The organism is Nitrosomonas sp. Is24 (assembly GCF_033063335.1).
In the GTDB taxonomy this organism is placed as follows: domain Bacteria; phylum Pseudomonadota; class Gammaproteobacteria; order Burkholderiales; family Nitrosomonadaceae; genus Nitrosomonas.
Window position 1 is genome coordinate 2,575,720 of the sequence record NZ_JAWJZG010000001.1, and the last position, 24,899, is coordinate 2,600,618.

General features: G+C 49.1%; 7 protein-coding genes. 1 reads left to right on the forward strand and 6 read right to left on the reverse strand.

Annotation, left to right across the window (positions count from 1 at the left end):
- Positions 1-221 precede the first annotated feature (221 nt).
- The 6 genes from R2103_RS11835 to R2103_RS11860 form a co-directional block, all read right to left on the reverse strand.
- The gene (locus R2103_RS11835; protein WP_317531597.1) at positions 222-16,961 is read right to left on the reverse strand and encodes an Ig-like domain-containing protein; all 16,740 of its coding nucleotides are present in this window, start codon (positions 16,959-16,961) and stop codon (positions 222-224) included.
- Positions 16,962-17,089: 128 nt separating this feature from the next.
- Positions 17,090-17,659, reverse strand: coding sequence for a DUF4347 domain-containing protein (locus R2103_RS11840; RefSeq protein ID WP_317531598.1), 570 nt, complete (start codon positions 17,657-17,659; stop codon positions 17,090-17,092).
- Between the two features lie 530 nt (positions 17,660-18,189).
- On the reverse strand, positions 18,190-18,870 hold the full coding sequence (locus R2103_RS11845; RefSeq protein WP_317531599.1) for a response regulator transcription factor: 681 nt from the start codon (positions 18,868-18,870) through the stop codon (positions 18,190-18,192).
- Between the two features lie 138 nt (positions 18,871-19,008).
- On the reverse strand, positions 19,009-20,529 hold the full coding sequence (locus R2103_RS11850; protein ID WP_317531600.1) for a sensor histidine kinase: 1,521 nt from the start codon (positions 20,527-20,529) through the stop codon (positions 19,009-19,011).
- Between the two features lie 175 nt (positions 20,530-20,704).
- Entirely contained in the window at positions 20,705-21,250 is a 546-nt protein-coding gene (locus tag R2103_RS11855) for a hypothetical protein (protein ID WP_317531601.1), read from the reverse strand.
- A gap of 65 nt (positions 21,251-21,315) precedes the next feature.
- Positions 21,316-22,383: a hypothetical protein gene (locus R2103_RS11860; RefSeq protein WP_317531602.1), complete on the reverse strand. Its 1,068-nt coding sequence runs from the start codon at positions 22,381-22,383 to the stop codon at positions 21,316-21,318.
- A gap of 581 nt (positions 22,384-22,964) precedes the next feature.
- Between R2103_RS11860 and R2103_RS11865 the strand changes: the two genes are divergently transcribed.
- Positions 22,965-24,833, forward strand: coding sequence for a bifunctional diguanylate cyclase/phosphodiesterase (locus tag R2103_RS11865; protein ID WP_317531603.1), 1,869 nt, complete (start codon positions 22,965-22,967; stop codon positions 24,831-24,833).
- The last annotated feature ends 66 nt before the right edge of the window (positions 24,834-24,899 follow it).

Sequence of the window (24,899 nt, forward strand, 5' to 3'; positions counted from 1 at the left end):
TTTCCTCTGCTTCACAATTCGCAGAAAGAAATTGGGAAATATTTATCAGGTAATATCGAATAAGCGCAACTCACTAAAATTTAATAAAAAAAAGACTGACAGATCGCATTTGTAAATCCATCCCCCATCACAGATAACCTCCCATTTCCAGTTGGTTATCTGTGACGATTAATGATGCGTTAGCTGTCAGTCCTCAAGTGCTACTTAGTGGTCAACCTTGCTTATCCTTGTATCACTATGTGCGTATTGAGAAGCTGATCGACGCCAACGAGTGAAGTGATTTCCACTGCACTTCCCGCACCCGAGCCGTCCGCATCGTAACTTAATACATGCGTAGAGCTGTTATAAACAAACTGCGCTTTGGCGGTTGTTGCATGGCCGTCAACATTAGATGCTAAGCCATCGGATTCCAGCGTGTACCACTTGCCAGCGGATGATCCACTTACCAAGCCTGTCACATCGCCCGTCAATTCGGACAATTTGAACGTCAACACATCGCCGTTGATCAAGCCGGTGCTGGAAGCGCCTTTCAGTATGGTCGAATTGCCTTTGAAATCCAAAATGGTATCCAGACCGTTGCCATCCAGACCTGCCCAATTAACGGCTTTATCCATATAGCGGAATTGATCGTAGCCACCATTGCCCACAGTGGTTTTACCGCCGCCGGTCAGCACATCCGCGCCGCTGCCGCCCGTCAGAATATCGTTACCGCTGCCACCCTGAATATCGTCGTTACCCGCTCCACCGGACAGCACATCGTTACCATCCTGGCCGAACAGCAAGTCCTCCAGACTGCCGCCCGTAACTGTGTCATTGCCGGAAAGCGCGTAATAGATGTTGTTGGTCGAGTCACCCAAGGTAACCAGATCAATACCGTTGCTGGTGGATGAGGATGCCGTGCCGTTGCGATAAGTATATTCTTCGCTAATGGTATCGCCATTCAACGATGCATCTAGAGTGAAGTTGTACGTCGCACCGGCGGTAAGTGGAGTACTACCCACTGACAGCGTCTTGGTGTTGTTGTCAACCTTGAACAGGCCGGCATTGGCGCCGCTGAGCGAGTAATTGTACTGGCTGCCCTCGCCGGTATCGGCATCGGCCACGCTCAAGTCGGCTATTACCGCGCGTATATTTTGCACAGCATTGCCATAAGTCGGGGTTCTTCCGGCAAGTAGGATATTAGTAGGTTTATCGTCAACAGATGCCACATTGACTGTGGCCGTCTGCGGATCGCTGAATCCTCCTTTACCATCGGAAACGACGTAACTAAAGCTGGCTGCTCCATGGAAGTTAGCGCTTGGCGTAAATACCACATCGCCATTGCCATCGAGCGAAACCGTACCGCCTGCAACAGCCGTAACCGAAGCGATCGATAAGGTATCGATGACGCCAGCCGAATAGTTATTATCCACATCGCTATCGTTACCCAGCAAATCGGCTTTCGAGAATGTCACCGGAGTGTCTTCCTCGGCAGCCAGGGTGTCGGCAGAAGCAACAGGCGCATCGTTGACGTTATCGACGGCGAAAGTCAATGTTCCATCGGCTGAATTATCGTAATCATCCAGCACGGTGTATGCAATCGTTACATCGCCGAAGAAATCGGCTTCCGCTGCAATCGTCCAGGAATCGCCAACTTTTGTCACCTCCAACTCGTTTCCAGTATCGGTTGTTGCAGTGACGGCACCGACATGAATTGAACCGAAATCGGTGCTCCATCCTTGCAGCAGATCCGCTGCGGTTACGGTGTAATTCTGATCCTCTGTTCCATCATCGAGATCTGCCTGGTCACCTGTCAGTTCAGGTTTATCGAACTTGCCAAGGATAGAGATCTTGACGGTTCCGAAAGCACCTGCTGTACCGGGATCATCCGGAAGAATTTGCGGATTGATCGTGAAAATAGCTTGCATCTCAGAGCCTGGCGCCACTGGAACCAAATTCTGAATTACTTCACGATCATTTTTGACCGCATAAGTCCAGTTACCCTGCTCATCGATGCTGAAGACCGATAACATATCGCCATTGTCATCGTAACTCACATCCCATTGCGGCTCGATCAGTGTCGATTGCACCGATGTCAACCCAATCGTACCCGTTTTCACCAGCACATCCGTCAAGTCATAGCCTTCGCCAATGCTCTCATTGAATACCGTATACGTCGCTTGAACATCGGTATCCTCGGTTACCGAACCTTCCGATATCGTTTCAAAGACACCTTGGTCGTCCGCGCTGGTAACGTCAATTTGTATCCATTGCTCGGCTTCGCCATCCTTGGATTTGACGCTGAAGACTTCGAATGGATTATTTTCCGATGACAACTGTTGCGTGACGATACGGTCATTGTCGATGAAATAATTCCATTCCCCGTTATCGGTATTGAAAATCAGATTACCGTACAAACCGGTAACCGTCGCAAACGATCCACTAAGGGTCACGACACCGACCGTAAGGTCGTCATAGTTTCCGGTAACGGTATTGAGGTACTCGATCGAGTAACCATTGGCATCGGCAACTTCACCGTTATAGGTGAAATACTCGGTACTGAAAGAATTCCAGCCTGGTTGCACATTTTGAAGCGTCAGCACGCCGCTGGCGGTGAAATAGCCAGGATCATCGCCATGCGCAACCAACTCATAGTTGTTGTTACGGTCGGCAATCTTCTGACCGTCATATCCACCTTTCTCGTAAACCTCGCCGGTCAAATCGCCATCGATAACCGTATCGAGCAGCGTATCGATTTCGAAATTGTCCGACGAAGCTTCAGAATTACCATTACCGGCCGCGTCGAAAACACTTCCAGCGGCCAGCGTGATGGCGTTGCTGTTGTCTTCGGTACCGGCATCCGGCGTAAACGTCGCCGTATAGCTGAAAGTGCCATCGTTATTGTCTACCGCGCTCGAGAGATTATCGATTGTGCCATTTTCATAGTTCAGATCGGACAAATCGAAACCGCTCACCGCTTCACTGAATGTAATTGTCACGTTGGCTATGTCGCCAGTTCTCAAGACGGTATCGTCAAGAGTAATGGTGGCCGTTGGCAACAGCGTATCGATCGCGTAGTTGTTCGAATCGCTGCTGCCGCTGTTTAAGTTACCGGCCGCATCCGCAACGCTCGCATCCGCCAGCGTAATCAGGTTGCTGGTATCTTCCACGTCGACATCCGGTGTGAACGTCGCTGTCCAGGTAACGCCGCCGTCTTCGCTTGATACTGCGGTTAGCGTGCCGTTGGCAATCGCCAGGTCGCTGTTATCGAAGTTGCTTACCGCTTCGCTGAACGTGATGGTCACCAAGCTGCTTTCGCCTGCTTTCAGCGCGTCATCAGCCACGGTAATCGACGTTACAACTGGAATCAGCGTATCGATCGCGTAGTTGTTCGAATCGGTGGCGCCGCTGTTGTTGTTGCCGGCCGCATCCGCAACGCTCGCATCCGCCAGCGTGATCAGGTTGCTGGCATCTTCCACGTCGACATCCGGTGTGAATGTCGCTGTCCAGGTGACGCCGCCGTCCTCGCTTGATACTGCGGTTAGCGTGCCGTTGGCAATCGTCAGGTCGCTGTTATCGAAGTTGCTTACCGCTTCGCTGAACGTGATGGTCACCAAGCTGCTTTCGCCTGCTTTCAGCGCGTCATCAGCCACGGTAATCGACGTTACAACTGGAATCAGCGTATCGATCGCGTAGTTGTTCGAATCGGTGGCGCCGCTGTTGTTGTTGCCGGCCGCATCCGCAACGCTCGCATCCGCCAGCGTGATCAGGTTGCTGGCATCTTCCACGTCGACATCCGGTGTGAATGTCGCTGTCCAGGTGACGCCGCCGTCCTCGCTTGATACTGCGGTTAGCGTGCCGTTGGCAATCGTCAGGTCGCTGTTATCGAAGTTGCTTACCGCTTCGCTGAACGTGATGGTCACCAAGCTGCTTTCGCCCGCTTTCAGCGCATCGTCTGCTACTGCAATGGTGGCTGTTGGCAGTTTGGTGTCAATCGCGTAGTTGTTCGAATCGCTGCTGCCGCTGTTTAAGTTACCGGCCGCATCCGCAACGCTCGCATCCGCCAGCGTAATCAGGTTGCTGGTATCTTCCACGTCGACATCCGGTGTGAATGTCGCTGTCCAGGTGACGCCGCCGTCTTCGCTTGATACTGCGGTTAGCGTGCCGTTGGCAATCGTCAGGTCGCTGTTATCGAAGTTGCTTACCGCTTGACTAAACGTGATGGTCACCAAGCTGCTTTCGCCTGCTTTCAGCGCGTCATCAGCCACGGTAATCGACGTTACAACTGGAATCAGCGTATCGATCGCGTAGTTGTTCGAATCGGTAGCGCCGCTGTTGTTGTTGCCGGCCGCATCCGCAACGCTCGCATCCGCCAGCGTGATCAGGTTGCTGGTATCTTCCACGTCGACATCCGGTGTGAATGTCGCTGTCCAGGTGACGCCGCCGTCCTCGCTTGATACTGCGGTTAGCGTGCCGTTGGCAATCGTCAGGTCGCTGTTATCGAAGTTGCTTACCGCTTCGCTGAACGTGATGGTCACCAAGCTGCTTTCGCCTGCTTTCAGCGCGTCATCAGCCACGGTAATCGACGTTACAACTGGAATCAGCGTATCGATCGCGTAGTTGTTCGAATCGGTGGCGCCGCTGTTGTTGTTGCCGGCCGCATCCGCAACGCTCGCATCCGCCAGCGTAATCAGGTTGCTGGTATCTTCCACGTCGACATCCGGTGTGAATGTCGCTGTCCAGGTGACGCCGCCGTCTTCGCTTGATACTGCGGTTAGCGTGCCGTTGGCAATCGTCAGGTCGCTGTTATCGAAGTTGCTTACCGCTTCGCTGAACGTGATGGTCACCAAGCTGCTTTCGCCTGCTTTCAGCGCGTCATCAGCCACGGTAATCGACGTTACAACTGGAATCAGCGTATCGATCGCGTAGTTGTTCGAATCGGTGGCGCCGCTGTTGTTGTTGCCGGCCGCATCCGCAACGCTCGCATCCGCCAGCGTGATCAGGTTGCTGGCATCTTCCACGTCGACATCCGGTGTGAATGTCGCTGTCCAGGTGACGCCGCCGTCCTCGCTTGATACTGCGGTTAGCGTGCCGTTGGCAATCGTCAGGTCGCTGTTATCGAAGTTGCTTACCGCTTCGCTGAACGTGATGGTCACCAAGCTGCTTTCGCCCGCTTTCAGCGCATCGTCTGCTACTGCAATGGTGGCTGTTGGCAGTTTGGTGTCAATCGCGTAGTTGTTCGAATCGCTGCTGCCGCTGTTTAAGTTACCGGCCGCATCCGCAACGCTCGCATCCGCCAGCGTAATCAGGTTGCTGGTATCTTCCACGTCGACATCCGGTGTGAATGTCGCTGTCCAGGTGACGCCGCCGTCTTCGCTTGATACTGCGGTTAGCGTGCCGTTGGCAATCGTCAGGTCGCTGTTATCGAAGTTGCTTACCGCTTGACTAAACGTGATGGTCACCAAGCTGCTTTCGCCTGCTTTCAGCGCGTCATCAGCCACGGTAATCGACGTTACAACTGGAATCAGCGTATCGATCGCGTAGTTGTTCGAATCGGTAGCGCCGCTGTTGTTGTTGCCGGCCGCATCCGCAACGCTTGCATCCGCCAGCGTGATCAGGTTGCTGGCATCTTCCACGTCGACATCCGGTGTAAACGTCGCTGTCCAGGTAACGCCGCCGTCCTCGCTTGATACTGCGGTTAGCGTGCCGTTGGCAATCGCCAGGTCGCTGTTATCGAAGTTGCTTACCGCTTCGCTGAACGTGATGGTCACCAAGCTGCTTTCGCCTGCTTTCAGCGCGTCATCAGCCACGGTAATCGACGTTACAACTGGAATCAGCGTATCGATCGCGTAGTTGTTCGAATCGGTGGCGCCGCTGTTGTTGTTGCCGGCCGCATCCGCAACGCTCGCATCCGCCAGCGTGATCAGGTTGCTGGCATCTTCCACGTCGACATCCGGTGTGAATGTCGCTGTCCAGGTAACGCCGCCGTCCTCGCTTGATACTGCGGTTAGCGTGCCGTTGGCAATCGCCAGGTCGCTGTTATCGAAGTTGCTTACCGCTTCGCTGAACGTGATGGTCACCAAGCTGCTTTCGCCTGCTTTCAGCGCGTCATCAGCCACGGTAATCGACGTTACAACTGGAATCAGCGTATCGATCGCGTAGTTGTTCGAATCGGTGGCGCCGCTGTTGTTGTTGCCGGCCGCATCCGCAACGCTCGCATCCGCCAGCGTGATCAGGTTGCTGGCATCTTCCACGTCGACATCCGGTGTGAATGTCGCTGTCCAGGTGACGCCGCCGTCCTCGCTTGATACTGCGGTTAGCGTGCCGTTGGCAATCGTCAGGTCGCTGTTATCGAAGTTGCTTACCGCTTCGCTGAACGTGATGGTCACCAAGCTGCTTTCGCCTGCTTTCAGCGCGTCATCAGCCACGGTAATCGACGTTACAACTGGAATCAGCGTATCGATCGCGTAGTTGTTCGAATCGGTGGCGCCGCTGTTGTTGTTGCCGGCCGCATCCGCAACGCTCGCATCCGCCAGCGTGATCAGGTTGCTGGCATCTTCCACGTCGACATCCGGTGTGAATGTCGCTGTCCAGGTGACGCCGCCGTCCTCGCTTGATACTGCGGTTAGCGTGCCGTTGGCAATCGTCAGGTCGCTGTTATCGAAGTTGCTTACCGCTTCGCTGAACGTGATGGTCACCAAGCTGCTTTCGCCCGCTTTCAGCGCATCGTCTGCTACTGCAATGGTGGCTGTTGGCAGTTTGGTGTCAATCGCGTAGTTGTTCGAATCGCTGCTGCCGCTGTTTAAGTTACCGGCCGCATCCGCAACGCTCGCATCCGCCAGCGTAATCAGGTTGCTGGTATCTTCCACGTCGACATCCGGTGTGAATGTCGCTGTCCAGGTGACGCCGCCGTCTTCGCTTGATACTGCGGTTAGCGTGCCGTTGGCAATCGTCAGGTCGCTGTTATCGAAGTTGCTTACCGCTTGACTAAACGTGATGGTCACCAAGCTGCTTTCGCCTGCTTTCAGCGCGTCATCAGCCACGGTAATCGACGTTACAACTGGAATCAGCGTATCGATCGCGTAGTTGTTCGAATCGGTAGCGCCGCTGTTGTTGTTGCCGGCCGCATCCGCAACGCTTGCATCCGCCAGCGTGATCAGGTTGCTGGCATCTTCCACGTCGACATCCGGTGTAAACGTCGCTGTCCAGGTAACGCCGCCGTCCTCGCTTGATACTGCGGTTAGCGTGCCGTTGGCAATCGCCAGGTCGCTGTTATCGAAGTTGCTTACCGCTTCGCTGAACGTGATGGTCACCAAGCTGCTTTCGCCTGCTTTCAGCGCGTCATCAGCCACGGTAATCGACGTTACAACTGGAATCAGCGTATCGATCGCGTAGTTGTTCGAATCGGTGGCGCCGCTGTTGTTGTTGCCGGCCGCATCCGCAACGCTCGCATCCGCCAGCGTGATCAGGTTGCTGGCATCTTCCACGTCGACATCCGGTGTGAATGTCGCTGTCCAGGTGACGCCGCCGTCCTCGCTTGATACTGCGGTTAGCGTGCCGTTGGCAATCGTCAGGTCGCTGTTATCGAAGTTGCTTACCGCTTCGCTGAACGTGATGGTCACCAAGCTGCTTTCGCCCGCTTTCAGCGCATCGTCTGCTACTGCAATGGTGGCTGTTGGCAGTTTGGTGTCAATCGCGTAGTTGTTCGAATCGCTGCTGCCGCTGTTTAAGTTACCGGCCGCATCCGCAACGCTCGCATCCGCCAGCGTAATCAGGTTGCTGGTATCTTCCACGTCGACATCCGGTGTGAATGTCGCTGTCCAGGTGACGCCGCCGTCTTCGCTTGATACTGCGGTTAGCGTGCCGTTGGCAATCGTCAGGTCGCTGTTATCGAAGTTGCTTACCGCTTGACTAAACGTGATGGTCACCAAGCTGCTTTCGCCTGCTTTCAGCGCGTCATCAGCCACGGTAATCGACGTTACAACTGGAATCAGCGTATCGATCGCGTAGTTGTTCGAATCGGTAGCGCCGCTGTTGTTGTTGCCGGCCGCATCCGCAACGCTTGCATCCGCCAGCGTGATCAGGTTGCTGGCATCTTCCACGTCGACATCCGGTGTAAACGTCGCTGTCCAGGTGACGCCGCCGTCCTCGCTTGATACTGCGGTTAGCGTGCCGTTGGCAATCGTCAGGTCGCTGTTATCGAAGTTGCTTACCGCTTCGCTGAACGTGATGGTCACCAAGCTGCTTTCGCCCGCTTTCAGCGCATCGTCTGCTACTGCAATGGTGGCTGTTGGCAGTTTGGTGTCAATCGCGTAGTTGTTCGAATCGCTGCTGCCGCTGTTTAAGTTACCGGCCGCATCCGCAACGCTCGCATCCGCCAGCGTAATCAGGTTGCTGGTATCTTCCACGTCGACATCCGGTGTGAATGTCGCTGTCCAGGTGACGCCGCCGTCTTCGCTTGATACTGCGGTTAGCGTGCCGTTGGCAATCGTCAGGTCGCTGTTATCGAAGTTGCTTACCGCTTGACTAAACGTGATGGTCACCAAGCTGCTTTCGCCTGCTTTCAGCGCGTCATCAGCCACGGTAATCGACGTTACAACTGGAATCAGCGTATCGATCGCGTAGTTGTTCGAATCGGTAGCGCCGCTGTTGTTGTTGCCGGCCGCATCCGCAACGCTTGCATCCGCCAGCGTGATCAGGTTGCTGGCATCTTCCACGTCGACATCCGGTGTAAACGTCGCTGTCCAGGTAACGCCGCCGTCCTCGCTTGATACTGCGGTTAGCGTGCCGTTGGCAATCGCCAGGTCGCTGTTATCGAAGTTGCTTACCGCTTCGCTGAACGTGATGGTCACCAAGCTGCTTTCGCCTGCTTTCAGCGCGTCATCAGCCACGGTAATCGACGTTACAACTGGAATCAGCGTATCGATCGCGTAGTTGTTCGAATCGGTGGCGCCGCTGTTGTTGTTGCCGGCCGCATCCGCAACGCTCGCATCCGCCAGCGTGATCAGGTTGCTGGCATCTTCCACGTCGACATCCGGTGTGAATGTCGCTGTCCAGGTGACGCCGCCGTCCTCGCTTGATACTGCGGTTAGCGTGCCGTTGGCAATCGTCAGGTCGCTGTTATCGAAGTTGCTTACCGCTTCGCTGAACGTGATGGTCACCAAGCTGCTTTCGCCCGCTTTCAGCGCATCGTCTGCTACTGCAATGGTGGCTGTTGGCAGTTTGGTGTCAATCGCGTAGTTGTTCGAATCGCTGCTGCCGCTGTTTAAGTTACCGGCCGCATCCGCAACGCTCGCATCCGCCAGCGTAATCAGGTTGCTGGTATCTTCCACGTCGACATCCGGTGTGAATGTCGCTGTCCAGGTGACGCCGCCGTCTTCGCTTGATACTGCGGTTAGCGTGCCGTTGGCAATCGTCAGGTCGCTGTTATCGAAGTTGCTTACCGCTTCGCTGAACGTGATGGTCACCAAGCTGCTTTCGCCTGCTTTCAGCGCGTCATCAGCCACGGTAATCGACGTTACAACTGGAATCAGCGTATCGATCGCGTAGTTGTTCGAATCGGTGGCGCCGCTGTTGTTGTTGCCGGCCGCATCCGCAACGCTCGCATCCGCCAGCGTGATCAGGTTGCTGGCATCTTCCACGTCGACATCCGGTGTGAATGTCGCTGTCCAGGTGACGCCGCCGTCCTCGCTTGATACTGCGGTTAGCGTGCCGTTGGCAATCGTCAGGTCGCTGTTATCGAAGTTGCTTACCGCTTCGCTGAACGTGATGGTCACCAAGCTGCTTTCGCCCGCTTTCAGCGCATCGTCTGCTACTGCAATGGTGGCTGTTGGCAGTTTGGTGTCAATCGCGTAGTTGTTCGAATCGCTGCTGCCGCTGTTTAAGTTACCGGCCGCATCCGCAACGCTCGCATCCGCCAGCGTAATCAGGTTGCTGGTATCTTCCACGTCGACATCCGGTGTGAACGTCGCTGTCCAGGTGACGCCGCCGTCTTCGCTTGATACTGCGGTTAGCGTGCCGTTGGCAATCGTCAGGTCGCTGTTATCGAAGTTGCTTACCGCTTGACTAAACGTGATGGTCACCAAGCTGCTTTCGCCTGCTTTCAGCGCGTCATCAGCCACGGTAATCGACGTTACAACTGGAATCAGCGTATCGATCGCGTAGTTGTTCGAATCGGTAGCGCCGCTGTTGTTGTTGCCGGCCGCATCCGCAACGCTTGCATCCGCCAGCGTGATCAGGTTGCTGGCATCTTCCACGTCGACATCCGGTGTAAACGTCGCTGTCCAGGTAACGCCGCCGTCCTCGCTTGATACTGCGGTTAGCGTGCCGTTGGCAATCGCCAGGTCGCTGTTATCGAAGTTGCTTACCGCTTCGCTGAACGTGATGGTCACCAAGCTGCTTTCGCCTGCTTTCAGCGCGTCATCAGCCACGGTAATCGACGTTACAACTGGAATCAGCGTATCGATCGCGTAGTTGTTCGAATCGGTGGCGCCGCTGTTGTTGTTGCCGGCCGCATCCGCAACGCTCGCATCCGCCAGCGTGATCAGGTTGCTGGCATCTTCCACGTCGACATCCGGTGTGAATGTCGCTGTCCAGGTGACGCCGCCGTCCTCGCTTGATACTGCGGTTAGCGTGCCGTTGGCAATCGTCAGGTCGCTGTTATCGAAGTTGCTTACCGCTTCGCTGAACGTGATGGTCACCAAGCTGCTTTCGCCCGCTTTCAGCGCATCGTCTGCTACTGCAATGGTGGCTGTTGGCAGTTTGGTGTCAATCGCGTAGTTGTTCGAATCGCTGCTGCCGCTGTTTAAGTTACCGGCCGCATCCGCAACGCTCGCATCCGCCAGCGTAATCAGGTTGCTGGTATCTTCCACGTCGACATCCGGTGTGAATGTCGCTGTCCAGGTGACGCCGCCGTCTTCGCTTGATACTGCGGTTAGCGTGCCGTTGGCAATCGTCAGGTCGCTGTTATCGAAGTTGCTTACCGCTTGACTAAACGTGATGGTCACCAAGCTGCTTTCGCCTGCTTTCAGCGCGTCATCAGCCACGGTAATCGACGTTACAACTGGAATCAGCGTATCGATCGCGTAGTTGTTCGAATCGGTAGCGCCGCTGTTGTTGTTGCCGGCCGCATCCGCAACGCTTGCATCCGCCAGCGTGATCAGGTTGCTGGCATCTTCCACGTCGACATCCGGTGTAAACGTCGCTGTCCAGGTAACGCCGCCGTCCTCGCTTGATACTGCGGTTAGCGTGCCGTTGGCAATCGCCAGGTCGCTGTTATCGAAGTTGCTTACCGCTTCGCTGAACGTGATGGTCACCAAGCTGCTTTCGCCCGCTTTCAGCGCATCGTCTGCTACTGCAATGGTGGCTGTTGGCAGTTTGGTGTCAATCGCGTAGTTGTTCGAATCGCTGCTGCCGCTGTTTAAGTTACCGGCCGCATCCGCAACGCTCGCATCCGCCAGCGTAATCAGGTTGCTGGTATCTTCCACGTCGACATCCGGTGTGAATGTCGCTGTCCAGGTGACGCCGCCGTCTTCGCTTGATACTGCGGTTAGCGTGCCGTTGGCAATCGTCAGGTCGCTGTTATCGAAGTTGCTTACCGCTTGACTAAACGTGATGGTCACCAAGCTGCTTTCGCCTGCTTTCAGCGCGTCATCAGCCACGGTAATCGACGTTACAACTGGAATCAGCGTATCGATCGCGTAGTTGTTCGAATCGGTAGCGCCGCTGTTGTTGTTGCCGGCCGCATCCGCAACGCTTGCATCCGCCAGCGTGATCAGGTTGCTGGCATCTTCCACGTCGACATCCGGTGTAAACGTCGCTGTCCAGGTGACGCCGCCGTCCTCGCTTGATACTGCGGTTAGCGTGCCGTTGGCAATCGTCAGGTCGCTGTTATCGAAGTTGCTTACCGCTTCGCTGAACGTGATGGTCACCAAGCTGCTTTCGCCCGCTTTCAGCGCATCGTCTGCTACTGCAATGGTGGCTGTTGGCAGTTTGGTGTCAATCGCGTAGTTGTTCGAATCGCTGCTGCCGCTGTTTAAGTTACCGGCCGCATCCGCAACGCTCGCATCCGCCAGCGTAATCAGGTTGCTGGTATCTTCCACGTCGACATCCGGTGTGAATGTCGCTGTCCAGGTGACGCCGCCGTCTTCGCTTGATACTGCGGTTAGCGTGCCGTTGGCAATCGTCAGGTCGCTGTTATCGAAGTTGCTTACCGCTTCGCTGAACGTGATGGTCACCAAGCTGCTTTCGCCCGCTTTCAGCGCATCGTCTGCTACTGCAATGGTGGCTGTTGGCAGTTTGGTGTCAATCGCGTAGTTGTTCGAATCGCTGCTGCCGCTGTTTAAGTTACCGGCCGCATCCGCAACGCTCGCATCCGCCAGCGTAATCAGGTTGCTGGTATCTTCCACGTCGACATCCGGTGTGAATGTCGCTGTCCAGGTGACGCCGCCGTCTTCGCTTGATACTGCGGTTAGCGTGCCGTTGGCAATCGTCAGGTCGCTGTTATCGAAGTTGCTTACCGCTTGACTAAACGTGATGGTCACCAAGCTGCTTTCGCCTGCTTTCAGCGCGTCATCAGCCACGGTAATCGACGTTACAACTGGAATCAGCGTATCGATCGCGTAGTTGTTCGAATCGGTAGCGCCGCTGTTGTTGTTGCCGGCCGCATCCGCAACGCTTGCATCCGCCAGCGTGATCAGGTTGCTGGCATCTTCCACGTCGACATCCGGTGTAAACGTCGCTGTCCAGGTAACGCCGCCGTCCTCGCTTGATACTGCGGTTAGCGTGCCGTTGGCAATCGCCAGGTCGCTGTTATCGAAGTTGCTTACCGCTTCGCTGAACGTGATGGTCACCAAGCTGCTTTCGCCCGCTTTCAGCGCATCGTCTGCTACTGCAATGGTGGCTGTTGGCAGTTTGGTGTCAATCGCGTAGTTGTTCGAATCGCTGCTGCCGCTGTTTAAGTTACCGGCCGCATCCGCAACGCTCGCATCCGCCAGCGTAATCAGGTTGCTGGTATCTTCCACGTCGACATCCGGTGTGAATGTCGCTGTCCAGGTGACGCCGCCGTCTTCGCTTGATACTGCGGTTAGCGTGCCGTTGGCAATCGTCAGGTCGCTGTTATCGAAGTTGCTTACCGCTTGACTAAACGTGATGGTCACCAAGCTGCTTTCGCCTGCTTTCAGCGCGTCATCAGCCACGGTAATCGACGTTACAACTGGAATCAGCGTATCGATCGCGTAGTTGTTCGAATCGGTAGCGCCGCTGTTGTTGTTGCCGGCCGCATCCGCAACGCTTGCATCCGCCAGCGTGATCAGGTTGCTGGCATCTTCCACGTCGACATCCGGTGTAAACGTCGCTGTCCAGGTAACGCCGCCGTCCTCGCTTGATACTGCGGTTAGCGTGCCGTTGGCAATCGCCAGGTCGCTGTTATCGAAGTTGCTTACCGCTTCGCTGAACGTGATGGTCACCAAGCTGCTTTCGCCCGCTTTCAGCGCATCGTCTGCTACTGCAATGGTGGCTGTTGGCAGTTTGGTGTCAATCGCGTAGTTGTTCGAATCGCTGCTGCCGCTGTTTAAGTTACCGGCCGCATCCGCAACGCTCGCATCCGCCAGCGTAATCAGGTTGCTGGTATCTTCCACGTCGACATCCGGTGTGAATGTCGCTGTCCAGGTGACGCCGCCGTCTTCGCTTGATACTGCGGTTAGCGTGCCGTTGGCAATCGTCAGGTCGCTGTTATCGAAGTTGCTTACCGCTTGACTAAACGTGATGGTCACCAAGCTGCTTTCGCCTGCTTTCAGCGCGTCATCAGCCACGGTAATCGACGTTACAACTGGAATCAGCGTATCGATCGCGTAGTTGTTCGAATCGGTAGCGCCGCTGTTGTTGTTGCCGGCCGCATCCGCAACGCTTGCATCCGCCAGCGTGATCAGGTTGCTGGCATCTTCCACGTCGACATCCGGTGTAAACGTCGCTGTCCAGGTAACGCCGCCGTCCTCGCTTGATACTGCGGTTAGCGTGCCGTTGGCAATCGCCAGGTCGCTGTTATCGAAGTTGCTTACCGCTTCGCTGAACGTGATGGTCACCAAGCTGCTTTCGCCCGCTTTCAGCGCATCGTCTGCTACTGCAATGGTGGCTGTTGGCAGTTTGGTGTCAATCGCGTAGTTGTTCGAATCGCTGCTGCCGCTGTTTAAGTTACCGGCCGCATCCGCAACGCTCGCATCCGCCAGCGTAATCAGGTTGCTGGTATCTTCCACGTCGACATCCGGTGTGAATGTCGCTGTCCAGGTGACGCCGCCGTCTTCGCTTGATACTGCGGTTAGCGTGCCGTTGGCAATCGTCAGGTCGCTGTTATCGAAGTTGCTTACCGCTTGACTAAACGTGATGGTCACCAAGCTGCTTTCGCCTGCTTTCAGCGCGTCATCAGCCACGGTAATCGACGTTACAACTGGAATCAGCGTATCGATCGCGTAGTTGTTCGAATCGGTGGCGCCGCTGTTGTTGTTGCCGGCCGCATCCGCAACGCTCGCATCCGCCAGCGTGATCAGGTTGCTGGCATCTTCCACGTCGACATCCGGTGTGAATGTCGCTGTCCAGGTAACGCCGCCGTCCTCGCTTGATACTGCGGTTAGCGTGCCGTTGGCAATCGCCAGGTCGCTGTTATCGAAGTTGCTTACCGCTTCGCTGAACGTGATGGTCACCAAGCTGCTTTCGCCCGCTTTCAGCGCATCGTCTGCTACTGCAATGGTGGCTGTTGGCAGTTTGGTGTCAATCGCGTAGTTGTTCGAATCGCTGCTGCCGCTGTTTAAGTTACCGGCCGCATCCGCAACGCTCGCATCCGCTAGCGTAATCAGGTTGCTGGTATCTTCCACGTCGACATCCGGTGTGAATGTCGCTGTCCAGGTGACGCCGCCGTCTTCGCTTGATACTGCGGTTAGCGTGCCGTTGGCAATCGTCAGGTCGCTGTTATCGAAGTTGCTTACCGCTTGACTAAACGTGATGGTCACCAAGCTGCTTTCGCCTGCTTTCAGCGCGTCATCAGCCACGGTAATCGACGTTACAACTGGAATCAGCGTATCGATCGTCACGGTTAATTCCGCCGCACCCGAGGTTAAACCGTTCGCGCCCGCTTCCGTCACAGTGGCGGAGAATTCGTGCGTGCCATCTTCCAAAAAGGGTGATGCGTAGTCGACATAGCCAGCCGCGATATGACCGGGTGTGAGTGTTATGGTATCGGCAAAGACTATCGTACCATTGCCGTCTTTGTCCTCGATGGTCAGTGTGTCGCCCGCTTCCGCCAATTCTCCCGAATTTGGCAAGGAAACTCTGATCGTTGGATTCGTTTCCTTAGTCAGATTATCGGTTGCAGAAGTACCGGTGTCGCTGGTAGGCAATAAATCGATAGTTGGCGTGCCGATCGGCGTGCCTTGAACTGTTACCGTGAAGCTGACAGGGTCGGATTCGATGCTGATGTCGCCATCCAGCGGATCGGTGTATGTATCCTTCATCACGAAACTGAATTGGCGATCTCCTTGCGTCGGCGTGTCGGATGTATTGTTATAGCGCAACGCATCGAGCAGCGCTTCGCCTTCCGAAAGCGTCAGGTTACCGCCACCGTCCTTGGTGAACGTCAGGGTGCTGGTTCCGCCATTGACTGCTGCTTGCACCAGATAGGTTACGCCAGCCAGCGTGACCGGACCGATCAAATCCAGCGCGATCGAATCGCCTGCCGTGGCGCCGTCGATGCGCAATTGCTCGGCCGCGCCGTCCTTAATCGCTGAAGTGCCGAAGGATAGTTTGATGTACTGCAGTTCCGCGCCAATATCCGCATCTGTAACCGATATATCAAAACCCAGCGGCACGTCATTGCCGCCATCGTCTACACCCGCCGTTTCGGTGTAAGTACCCGCTGTATTAGCCAGCGTAATGACCGGCTTGTCGTTGGCCTGATAGATATTAATCGTTGCCTCGCTCGGCAACAGGGTGGTATAGCCCTCAACGTCCGTCAAACTGAACGTTACAATTCTATTTTCAACATCCGGATTGTCGGTAACATTGTTGAAATATATTTCATTCAACACCCCTTCCATGATGGTATTGGATACTTGGCTCTCATAACCCGCAGCAGGGGTAACCGTGAGGACAATTTGCGCCGTTCCGTCCACCAGGGATCCGGTGGTATCAATCTGATAGGAGAGTTCTACGCCTGAAACGGTTATTGTTCCGTTAGCAGGTGTTCCACCCGCCGTGTAATTATCTCCGCTAAGCAGATACAACTGATCGCCGTCTTTTGCATTGGTCAGCGTTACTGTCAGCGATGCAAGGTTGTCACTATCCAGATTTTCAACTTTGAAGCCACCACGTGTCAGGGGAATACCTCCTTGACCGTCGATCGCCAAATATTCAACATTCGAACCGATATGGCCTTCTTCGACAAAACGCAAGTCATCCAGGCCATACCCGGGCGCGTTCTTATCAATATCGACATTTGGAACGAATTGCAATGAATTGGTTTGCGTTAAAGTTGATTCATAGGATTTACTGGCTGTGGTGCCGACGATAAAGCCGCTGGATAGCTGCCAGTTTTCAAACGTTGACCCTGTCGAACCGCCGAGCGTGCTGACCTCGAGGGCCGCTGCCCCGATCGCCGTTAATTCAATTCTGATTTCAGTATCAGAAACAATCGTAACACTGCCGCTGTTAACCCAGGTGGTAGCTCCGGTTTTTGTTGTACTATTGTTGAGCTTGATCTGTAACTTCGTAATATCGAGGTAACTGCTTGCAGTAGCTTCGGTGTCGAATCCCGTACCTGTGATTATCAACGTATTAAGATTAGGGTCGTATGCCAAAGCGGTGAACGTAGGCGTAGGCGGAATCAGAACTTGCTGGAATTGTTCCAATGCCGCATTGGCAAATGGAACCAATGCGTATACTTGCGCTTGATTTAGGCTGCCATCGATTTTGTGTCTGTTTCCTTTGTTTAACATTTTTTAATCCCTTTAACGATTGAATAATTTTTTCTAAATAATGACTTTAGCGTATGAATCTTGCCGGTCCGCGTTCACGGCAACCGCACTTATCCTGCGTGCTCTAACCAACGTTTCTTTTTTCATGTTTAATTCTTTATTGCATTGATGCTATAGCGCGGATATGCAACCACATCGAGTTGCCAACCTCCCCCGCATTTCGAATGACCAACCAAATTGCTCGATGCATAAACATTCGCTCCCGTGCAATCCGCCACGTGCTGCATAAAAATCTTGCCTTTGCTTCCTTTTCCGGTATTGCACGACCAAAAACAGATATTCCATTGATGTGAAAGAGTTGTATTTTTTTGCCACGATGAAATTTTTCCCGGCTGCATTTGCGCAATTTCTGAAATACCGCCGGTTAAATATGACCAATTGGCAATGTCGACTTTTACATCCCCCAAAGTGATCGAACCCGGCATGCCATGGCCGAGCAAGTGAAGCACCGATAGCTCGTAGTTACTGAATGCCTTCTTTAATAACTCTTGCGCGCCGCCATCCTTTTCAATCATCCAGCAGTCAATCCCCAGCTTGAGACCCGCAATGAGCACATCCACATCTTTCACGCTCGCATCGGCAATTAATAATTTTCTTGTTTTTTTTATTGGCGATCTGTTCGCAAATGATTGAGAAGATACCAACTTGAGATTGCCCATAGATTTATTCGCTTAAATTCAGGTAAAAACCACCATTTGACCAAAGACAAGGAATCGTTGTTGAACCACGGACGCAAAACACGCGACAGTTTTTTTGTTAATTTTAATCAATACAGATCAGAAAGTTAATGAGCATAAATACTCATTTTCATGAGTATTGATACTCTTTTTTATGGTTCTATGAATTACTTTATCCCCTGAAATGAAGTTTCGAAGATGAATTGATATGAGGTAATCGCGTTCGCTACATATGGCGCGATGGATTTGTTGCTTTTGAGGTAAATGCACAGGAACTTCGGACCGGGAATGCCAGGTCGTGGAGAATGTATGCGGAAGTAGCGCTAAAGCTCGATACACTACAAGATGCTGCCGCAAAAGGTTTTAGCCCCGGCGAAGACGATTGAACCGATTTTCAACTTATGACAGCAAAACGCTATCCATCTTACCGGCAAGTTTGCCGGTAAGATGGGGAGACGTAATCTTTATCCTTTTGCCGGGCTGGGCACGGGCACTGATTGAGAGGCCTGTTATTAATTTAGAGTTTTTGACAATTTGGCACGTATGGCAAAACCAACCAAACTATTGGGACCGCTGAGATTAAGTTTCCGGGAAATATTATTCCGGTGATTTTCTATGGTTCTTCTGCTTAAAAACAAGGTTCTCGCAATTTCTTCCGACGTATAACCTCGAGCTATCAAATCGAAAATGTAGGCTTCTTTTTTTGTAAGAACATCTAATTTTTCATTAAAAACCACCTGATCCTGATTGGCTCGAATCGATTCATACATTTGCAATTTTCTTAATTCCTTCAATTTTTCCAATCGCGCATGAATGCTGTTGAATAGCTCCTCTTTTGAAAACGGTTTGCAGATATAGTCATCCGCCCCCAGGTTCATACCCACCCGAATATCGGCATGAGTTGCTTTTGCCGTCAGAAATATAAAGGCTGTCGATAGCACGCTCACTTTTGAATTAAAAGCGGAATGAGGTATCTCTTTCATTCTGCGCAACACTTCATAACCATCCATGTCCGGCAACATAATGTCGCAGAGAACGACATCCGGTATTTTTTGAAGCAAAAGCTTTAAACCTTCTACGCCGGTCTTGGCAGGTATTGCTTCATATCCAAAATGTTCAATCAATTCACAGATTCCCTCACGCAATTCATCTTCATCTTCAATGACAAGAATCAGAAATTTAATAGAATTCATAGTTGTGTTTTTATTAAAGTAATGTTGCGTTTTGAACTAGCGACTTTGAATTCCATGCTGCCTAATTCTTAGTCGCTCCAATGTTATTATCGAGATATACTCAGTTACGTATAATGCTCTGAATTCAATAACTCAACTTTAGTTAAGAGGCAATTTAATAGTGACCGTGGTGCCTTCATCTAATTTACTGTCAATGCTTATATCACCACCATGAAGTTGTATTAACCTTTTTGCTATTAACAACCCCAAGCCAGATCCTTGCAAATTTTTTGCATTGCGTGCCCTAAAAAAGGATTGAAACAAAAACTTTTTGTCGCCATCTGGGATTCCTATCCCATAATCTTTTATGGTTAGAAAATAAGCGGAATCATGATACGTGACGCCCAGCTCAGGTTCTTGCCTGCCTTGCGAGTATTTAAAAGCATTCGAAATGATATTTTCCAGAACATTTGTAAAAATCATTTCATCAAGACATACAGTGTTATCAGGCGCAATAAAAAAATATTTTAATTTTCTCTTATCATCATACGTAAGATTAAAATTATTTATAAATTGATTGAGAAATTTTTTTAAGGACACTTCTTTCTTGATCAGATCAATTTTATTTTCATCGATTCTGCCCAGCTCCAAAATGTTTTCCAGGAGTTTCACCATGCGCAAAGTTTCTTTTGCCATGATCGTTTTATATTTCTGAAAAACATCATGAAATTTCGTGTAATTATCCTTTTGCAATTTTAAATCGAGCACGTCCAAAGCCGTTCGCATGGTAGCCAGAGGAGTGCGAAACTGATGAGAAACCAGATTAATAAATTGCGTTTTAAATAGATTCAACTGCCGTTCTAATTGCAAGCTATTCTTAAGTTGTTCCTCTGCTTCTTTTATCGGCGTAATATCATGATTAACAGATATAAAATGATCCAGATTTCCATCCTTGTCATGAATTGCCGTGAAATCGACATAGAGATGAATTGCGGTGTTATTTTTTTTGACGAATTCAATTTCACCGACAAAAACTCCACTCTTACTCAACGAGTCATGAATTGACTTAAAAGACCTTCTCGAAATATTCTTGGCGTGCAAAAAATCGATCAACGACAGTTGTTCGGCTTCAGGTAATGAATAGTCCAGTTTTGCGCGGAAGCTATTATTCGTCCAGACTATCTTGCCTTGTTGATCGGCAATCAGCACCAGGCTACTGGTTTTCTCCGCTACAATCGCCATACGTTGTAATGCTATTTCTTTTTTTCTGTAAAAATCTATTTCTCTGCATATGCAGATAAATCCATCATCATCTAGCTTTGTTAGTGATAATTCTTTTAAAACTGGTGTTCCATCTTTTTTTGTTCCATGTGTATAACCCTTCCAACTTCTATCTCTGAATAAAATTGGAAGGATTTCTTGCTCAATTCTGCTAATCTCAGGCTCTTGATATAAAACGCGCCATGAGTTCCCTATCAATTCTTCTTGATCTTGATATCCTAAAATTCTTACATATGAATTATTTAGATAAGTAAATTTGGCTTCACTATCCAGTAGTGCAATGCCATCCATGGCTTGTTCGATTGCCTCAAAAAAAATCCCAGAATTAATCTGAACAATGCTTAGCGATTTTTTATCAATTTCTGCTTGGTATGGAATTTTGGCATTGATTATATTCATAACATGAGAATCTATTTTAATAATGTTATTTAACAATATTTTTTGATATCAATACTCTATCAAGAGCAAATCTTTCGATTGATTCTTACTGTAACTAATTTTTTAATTAGTTTCTCCGCAAAAATTGAATAATCGGAAAAGTAGTAGAATAAGTCTGAGAAGTTAAGAAAACTTCTCAAGATTTTTTTGGGGGTCTATCAAAACAGATAACTTCTCTTAATTTAATGTAATAGTCTAAACGTGAATTTATATATCTAATGCCTTGAGGCGAACGCTCTTTCTTTTGAATTTTTTTTATTAGGTATAAATAACTATCAAATAAACATATGGTTGATTCATACAAAACCACCCCCGGAGCAAGATGAAGTAATTCGACATTGCAACGTATAAGTTCTCGCAACATAACGTAAAAATCAACACGCCTATCTATATATTCAATATATTGATCAGAACAGTTTGAAAACTCGGGCCGATCCGCAATTTTGATGTAAACATACAACAAGGATGCTATTTTTTTATATAAACCGGCCCTCTCTTCGTTACGGTCCAATAAGTCTTCGATTTTGCCATATTCTCCACAAAAATACCGAATGTGCTCCAAAATTCCTTTTGGCGTACTTACATTCACACAAAAAGTATCAAGTTCATACAATAGCTCATTAAGTCGTTGATTATTATTTCCGCAACTACTTTCCTGAAGGTGCTGCATATTAGAACTCATATTCATCGTTTCATAATCAATTTAGCACCCTCCGCGAGACCAGCGAGGTATTAAACCGGAGGAGATTAAACATGATTGCAATCATAGGATTCATATCGAATCATCTGAAAGCGCACATTACTGTAAAATTTTATCGAATTTTCAATTTTCTCCAATTGATTCACAGAGTATCCCGCTGCTTCCATTTCTTCGGCAAGAATCGTATAAGCACATGACAAATCAATAACTGCTTTATTGAAATTATTACGCAATATTTTTCTTAATTCGAGATCTTCTGCATTACCTCTCTTCCCACAAAAGTAAAGAATATGCTCTAACTCATCTTTAGGAAAATTGACTTTGATGCATAAAGACCGCACTTTTTCAAGCGCTGAATCCAACTCTGCCCGCGCTTTCACTAGGCGAGTTTGCATTAAGACGCTGCACCGTACAGTTTCCCGTAATTGAATATAGTAATCAACACGGTTTATGACACTATTTTTTGCATCGGTCGTATAGCCCGCAGCCTCCATCTCATCGGCAATGCCGATATAAAAGCGCAATAATGAAGCGGTAAGCTTGTAAAGAGTTTTGCGCTTATTCTCTGTAAATAAAAGTTCTTGCAGAGTTCCGCTCTTACCACAAAAGAAATGAATATAATTCAATTCGTTCTTTGGAAACTCAACTTTACTACATAACAAATCAAGTTCTTTAAGCACAACATCAAGCTGTATACGTTCATTAATTAGATGGTTCTGCAAAAGAACATTCGAATAAATAGTCTCACGTATACTCACATAATTGTTGATAGTTTTCTCTAGCTCAGACAATGAGTTATCATTGAAATCATTATTATCAGATTTTGACCCGCCCATGATATTGATATACGAAATCACCAATTCATTAATGGCCTTAAGTAAACCTGACCGCTTAGTTTTGGTTGCATTAAGTTCTACTGCAGATCCGCTTCGACCGCAAAAATAACCGATATATTCCATCTTGCCACGAGGCAAGGGCACTTCACGAAAAATGGTTTCGACTTTCTGCAAGTTTTCTTTTAACTGTGTTCTGCAATAATAAAAAAAATCTTGCGATGGAATAAACTGAGTGGCGCCTTTAGAAGAATCATAGGATTTAACAGCGTAATTGCTCATATTTAATTCTCACTAGGATAAATTTATGAATCTTTCGATTAACCCAGATTCTGACAGGGAATGTAGTCGCGATCTTACTTCAATTTACTTTTAAATAAAATGAGTATTGATCCTCATTTTTAAATGAAAAAACTCTAAACTAGCAGAGACAATTTCGCTTAATTCTCAAGCAATAAAGCACCCCGCCACAAGCAGCGAGGTATTAAAAGCGCTCTTCAGACTGCTGGTTTTCAACCAACTTTCGCCCCAAGGGACAAGGAATTAAACCCGGAAGAGATTAACTCCCAAAACCGGCCACAACATTACAGCAATAGCATCCTGCCAGCAAAGACTGAAAATCTGGCTTATTTTTTATCCGCAATCAGTTGACCGCTACAGTGTGATTTTTTGCCAATGCCCCGATCACTAAGGAAAAGCGCTATAACCACCATTTGGTGATCATCTAAATTGAGTATTGGCACTCATTTAATGGCGATAGGCAATCAATTAACATAGTTGTATTAGCCCAAATAAAGTTGACTCTCAGTTTTTATTTGCGACTTCAACTAGGAAAAATTCGACATAGTTTACTATTTCTAAAGATGCGTACAATCTCATCAGATTCAAGAGCAATTTTTAAGATTTTAGAAGAAATTGAGACACTTGAAGAATCTACTAATCAGAACAATCGCACAAGAAATATAACACTGGAAGATTGTTATGATGCAAGATTACTGAGAAAATTTAATGATTTTTATAGCTTTTTGATAAATTCATTGGCAAGTTTTATTTTTATACTCGATAAAGAAGGAAAATTTGTATTTGTTAGTGAACAAGTTTATGAAATTCTCGGCTATAGAGCCAAGAATTTAATTGGAATGCATTTTTCGCAACTGGTTGATGAAGCAGATTTGTCAATGGCGCGCCATGTTTTTTTAGAGCGAAGAATTAGTGAGCGCGCTTCCTACAATGTTGAATTCCGTCTCAAACGAAAGCTTCCCGATCAATATGAAAGCACAACAACTATCAAAACAAGCTTATGTGTTTCTTGCAGCTCGATTGGCATTTATTCAGAGTATGAAAAAATCGAAGAAAATAAATACTTAGGCTCCTTTGGAATTATTAATAAAATTGTAGATATGAAAGGAACAAATGGCACGAATCATTACCATGAGAATTGCGATATCCTAACGGGCTTACCAAACAAATACTCTTTTCTTAAAGAATTTGACTTCGCTAAATTACAAGCTATTCAAAATGAAACAAGCTTGGTGTTGATGATAATTGACTTGGATCAATTTAAATTAATCAATGATTCATATGGTCTAGAAAAGGGCGATGAGCTTTTGCGGCAGGTAGCCAATCGAATTCAACGTTACATTAAACAAACCGATACGTTAATGAGGATGGGGGGGGATGAATTTGTTCTTTTATTAGAAGGAATTAATAATCAACAAGATACCGCATGCTTCACTGAGAGTCTACTTATAAGCTTTAGAGAACCGTTTCATCTAGGCAATAAAAAAATAAAGATATCTGCCAGTATCGGTGTTGCTTGTTATCCCCAAGATGGTGAAACAGTTGATGAGTTGTTAACAAAAGCGGACTTGGCTATGCAAGATTTAAAAGCCAAAGGCAAAAACGGCTATCGTTTCTTCAACAATTCAATGTTAAATCACTCGAATGTAAAAATGATCGTCAATCAAGATCTCAGTGCTGCACTGGATAAAAACGAATTTGAAATGTACTACCAACCGCAAGTCAATGCCGTTAGTTGTCAGGTGGTTGGCGCGGAAGCTTTAATTCGCTGGAATCATCCCGAGAGAGGCTTGTTAACTGCAGGAGCGTTCATTGATTATATTGAAGATAGCGGATTTATCATACCAATTACCGAATGGGTAATTAATGACGTAATGCAGACGTTGCACGACTGGAATTCGATGAATTACTACATAGACCAGATTTCTATCAACATATCCCCCACTTATCTGGAACGCCTGGATTTTGTTGCTCAATTAACAGCAGCTATGAAGCATTATAGCGTTCGTCCCGAACAGATAGAGATCGAGATTCTGGAAAATTTCAATATTTTTAATTCTAAGCACATAATTGATCAGTTGTGGCAACTGAGAAAACTGGGTGTCAAAATTGCTATTGATGATTTTGGAACAGGTTATTCTTCTTTAAATTATCTTAAGCATTTCCCAATTGATACCATTAAGCTCGATCAATCGTTTGTCCGGGAAATTAAAGAGGACAATATCAGTTTGCCGATTTTGTCGGCTATTATTTCAATCGCGCATGAACTTAAGCTTAATCTGATAGCAGAGGGTGTGGAAACATTTTATCAATCGAATTACTTGAGAAAGCATGGTTGCTATTGGATGCAAGGCTATTTATATAGTAAGCCATTACCGAAAAATCAGTTTGTAGAAATTCTTAAAACAAAAGAATTTAAATTTGCCACTTGATTAATGTGAATCTTAATGATCGATTTTTATTACACCCAAGTTATTGAAATAAAAAATAACGGCATT

What these genes read in the sequence shown, in the direction of transcription:
- R2103_RS11845 (WP_317531599.1), bottom strand. Translation starts at nt 18,870, where the DNA reads ATGAATTCTATTAAATTTCTGATTCTTGTCATTGAAGATGAAGATGAA.
- R2103_RS11840 (WP_317531598.1), bottom strand. Translation starts at nt 17,659, where the DNA reads ATGGGCAATCTCAAGTTGGTATCTTCTCAATCATTTGCGAACAGATCG.
- R2103_RS11850 (WP_317531600.1), bottom strand. Translation starts at nt 20,529, where the DNA reads ATGAATATAATCAATGCCAAAATTCCATACCAAGCAGAAATTGATAAA.
- R2103_RS11835 (WP_317531597.1), bottom strand. Translation starts at nt 16,961, where the DNA reads ATGTTAAACAAAGGAAACAGACACAAAATCGATGGCAGCCTAAATCAA.
- R2103_RS11860 (WP_317531602.1), bottom strand. Translation starts at nt 22,383, where the DNA reads ATGAGCAATTACGCTGTTAAATCCTATGATTCTTCTAAAGGCGCCACT.
- R2103_RS11865 (WP_317531603.1), top strand. Translation starts at nt 22,965, where the DNA reads ATGCGTACAATCTCATCAGATTCAAGAGCAATTTTTAAGATTTTAGAA.
- R2103_RS11855 (WP_317531601.1), bottom strand. Translation starts at nt 21,250, where the DNA reads ATGAGTTCTAATATGCAGCACCTTCAGGAAAGTAGTTGCGGAAATAAT.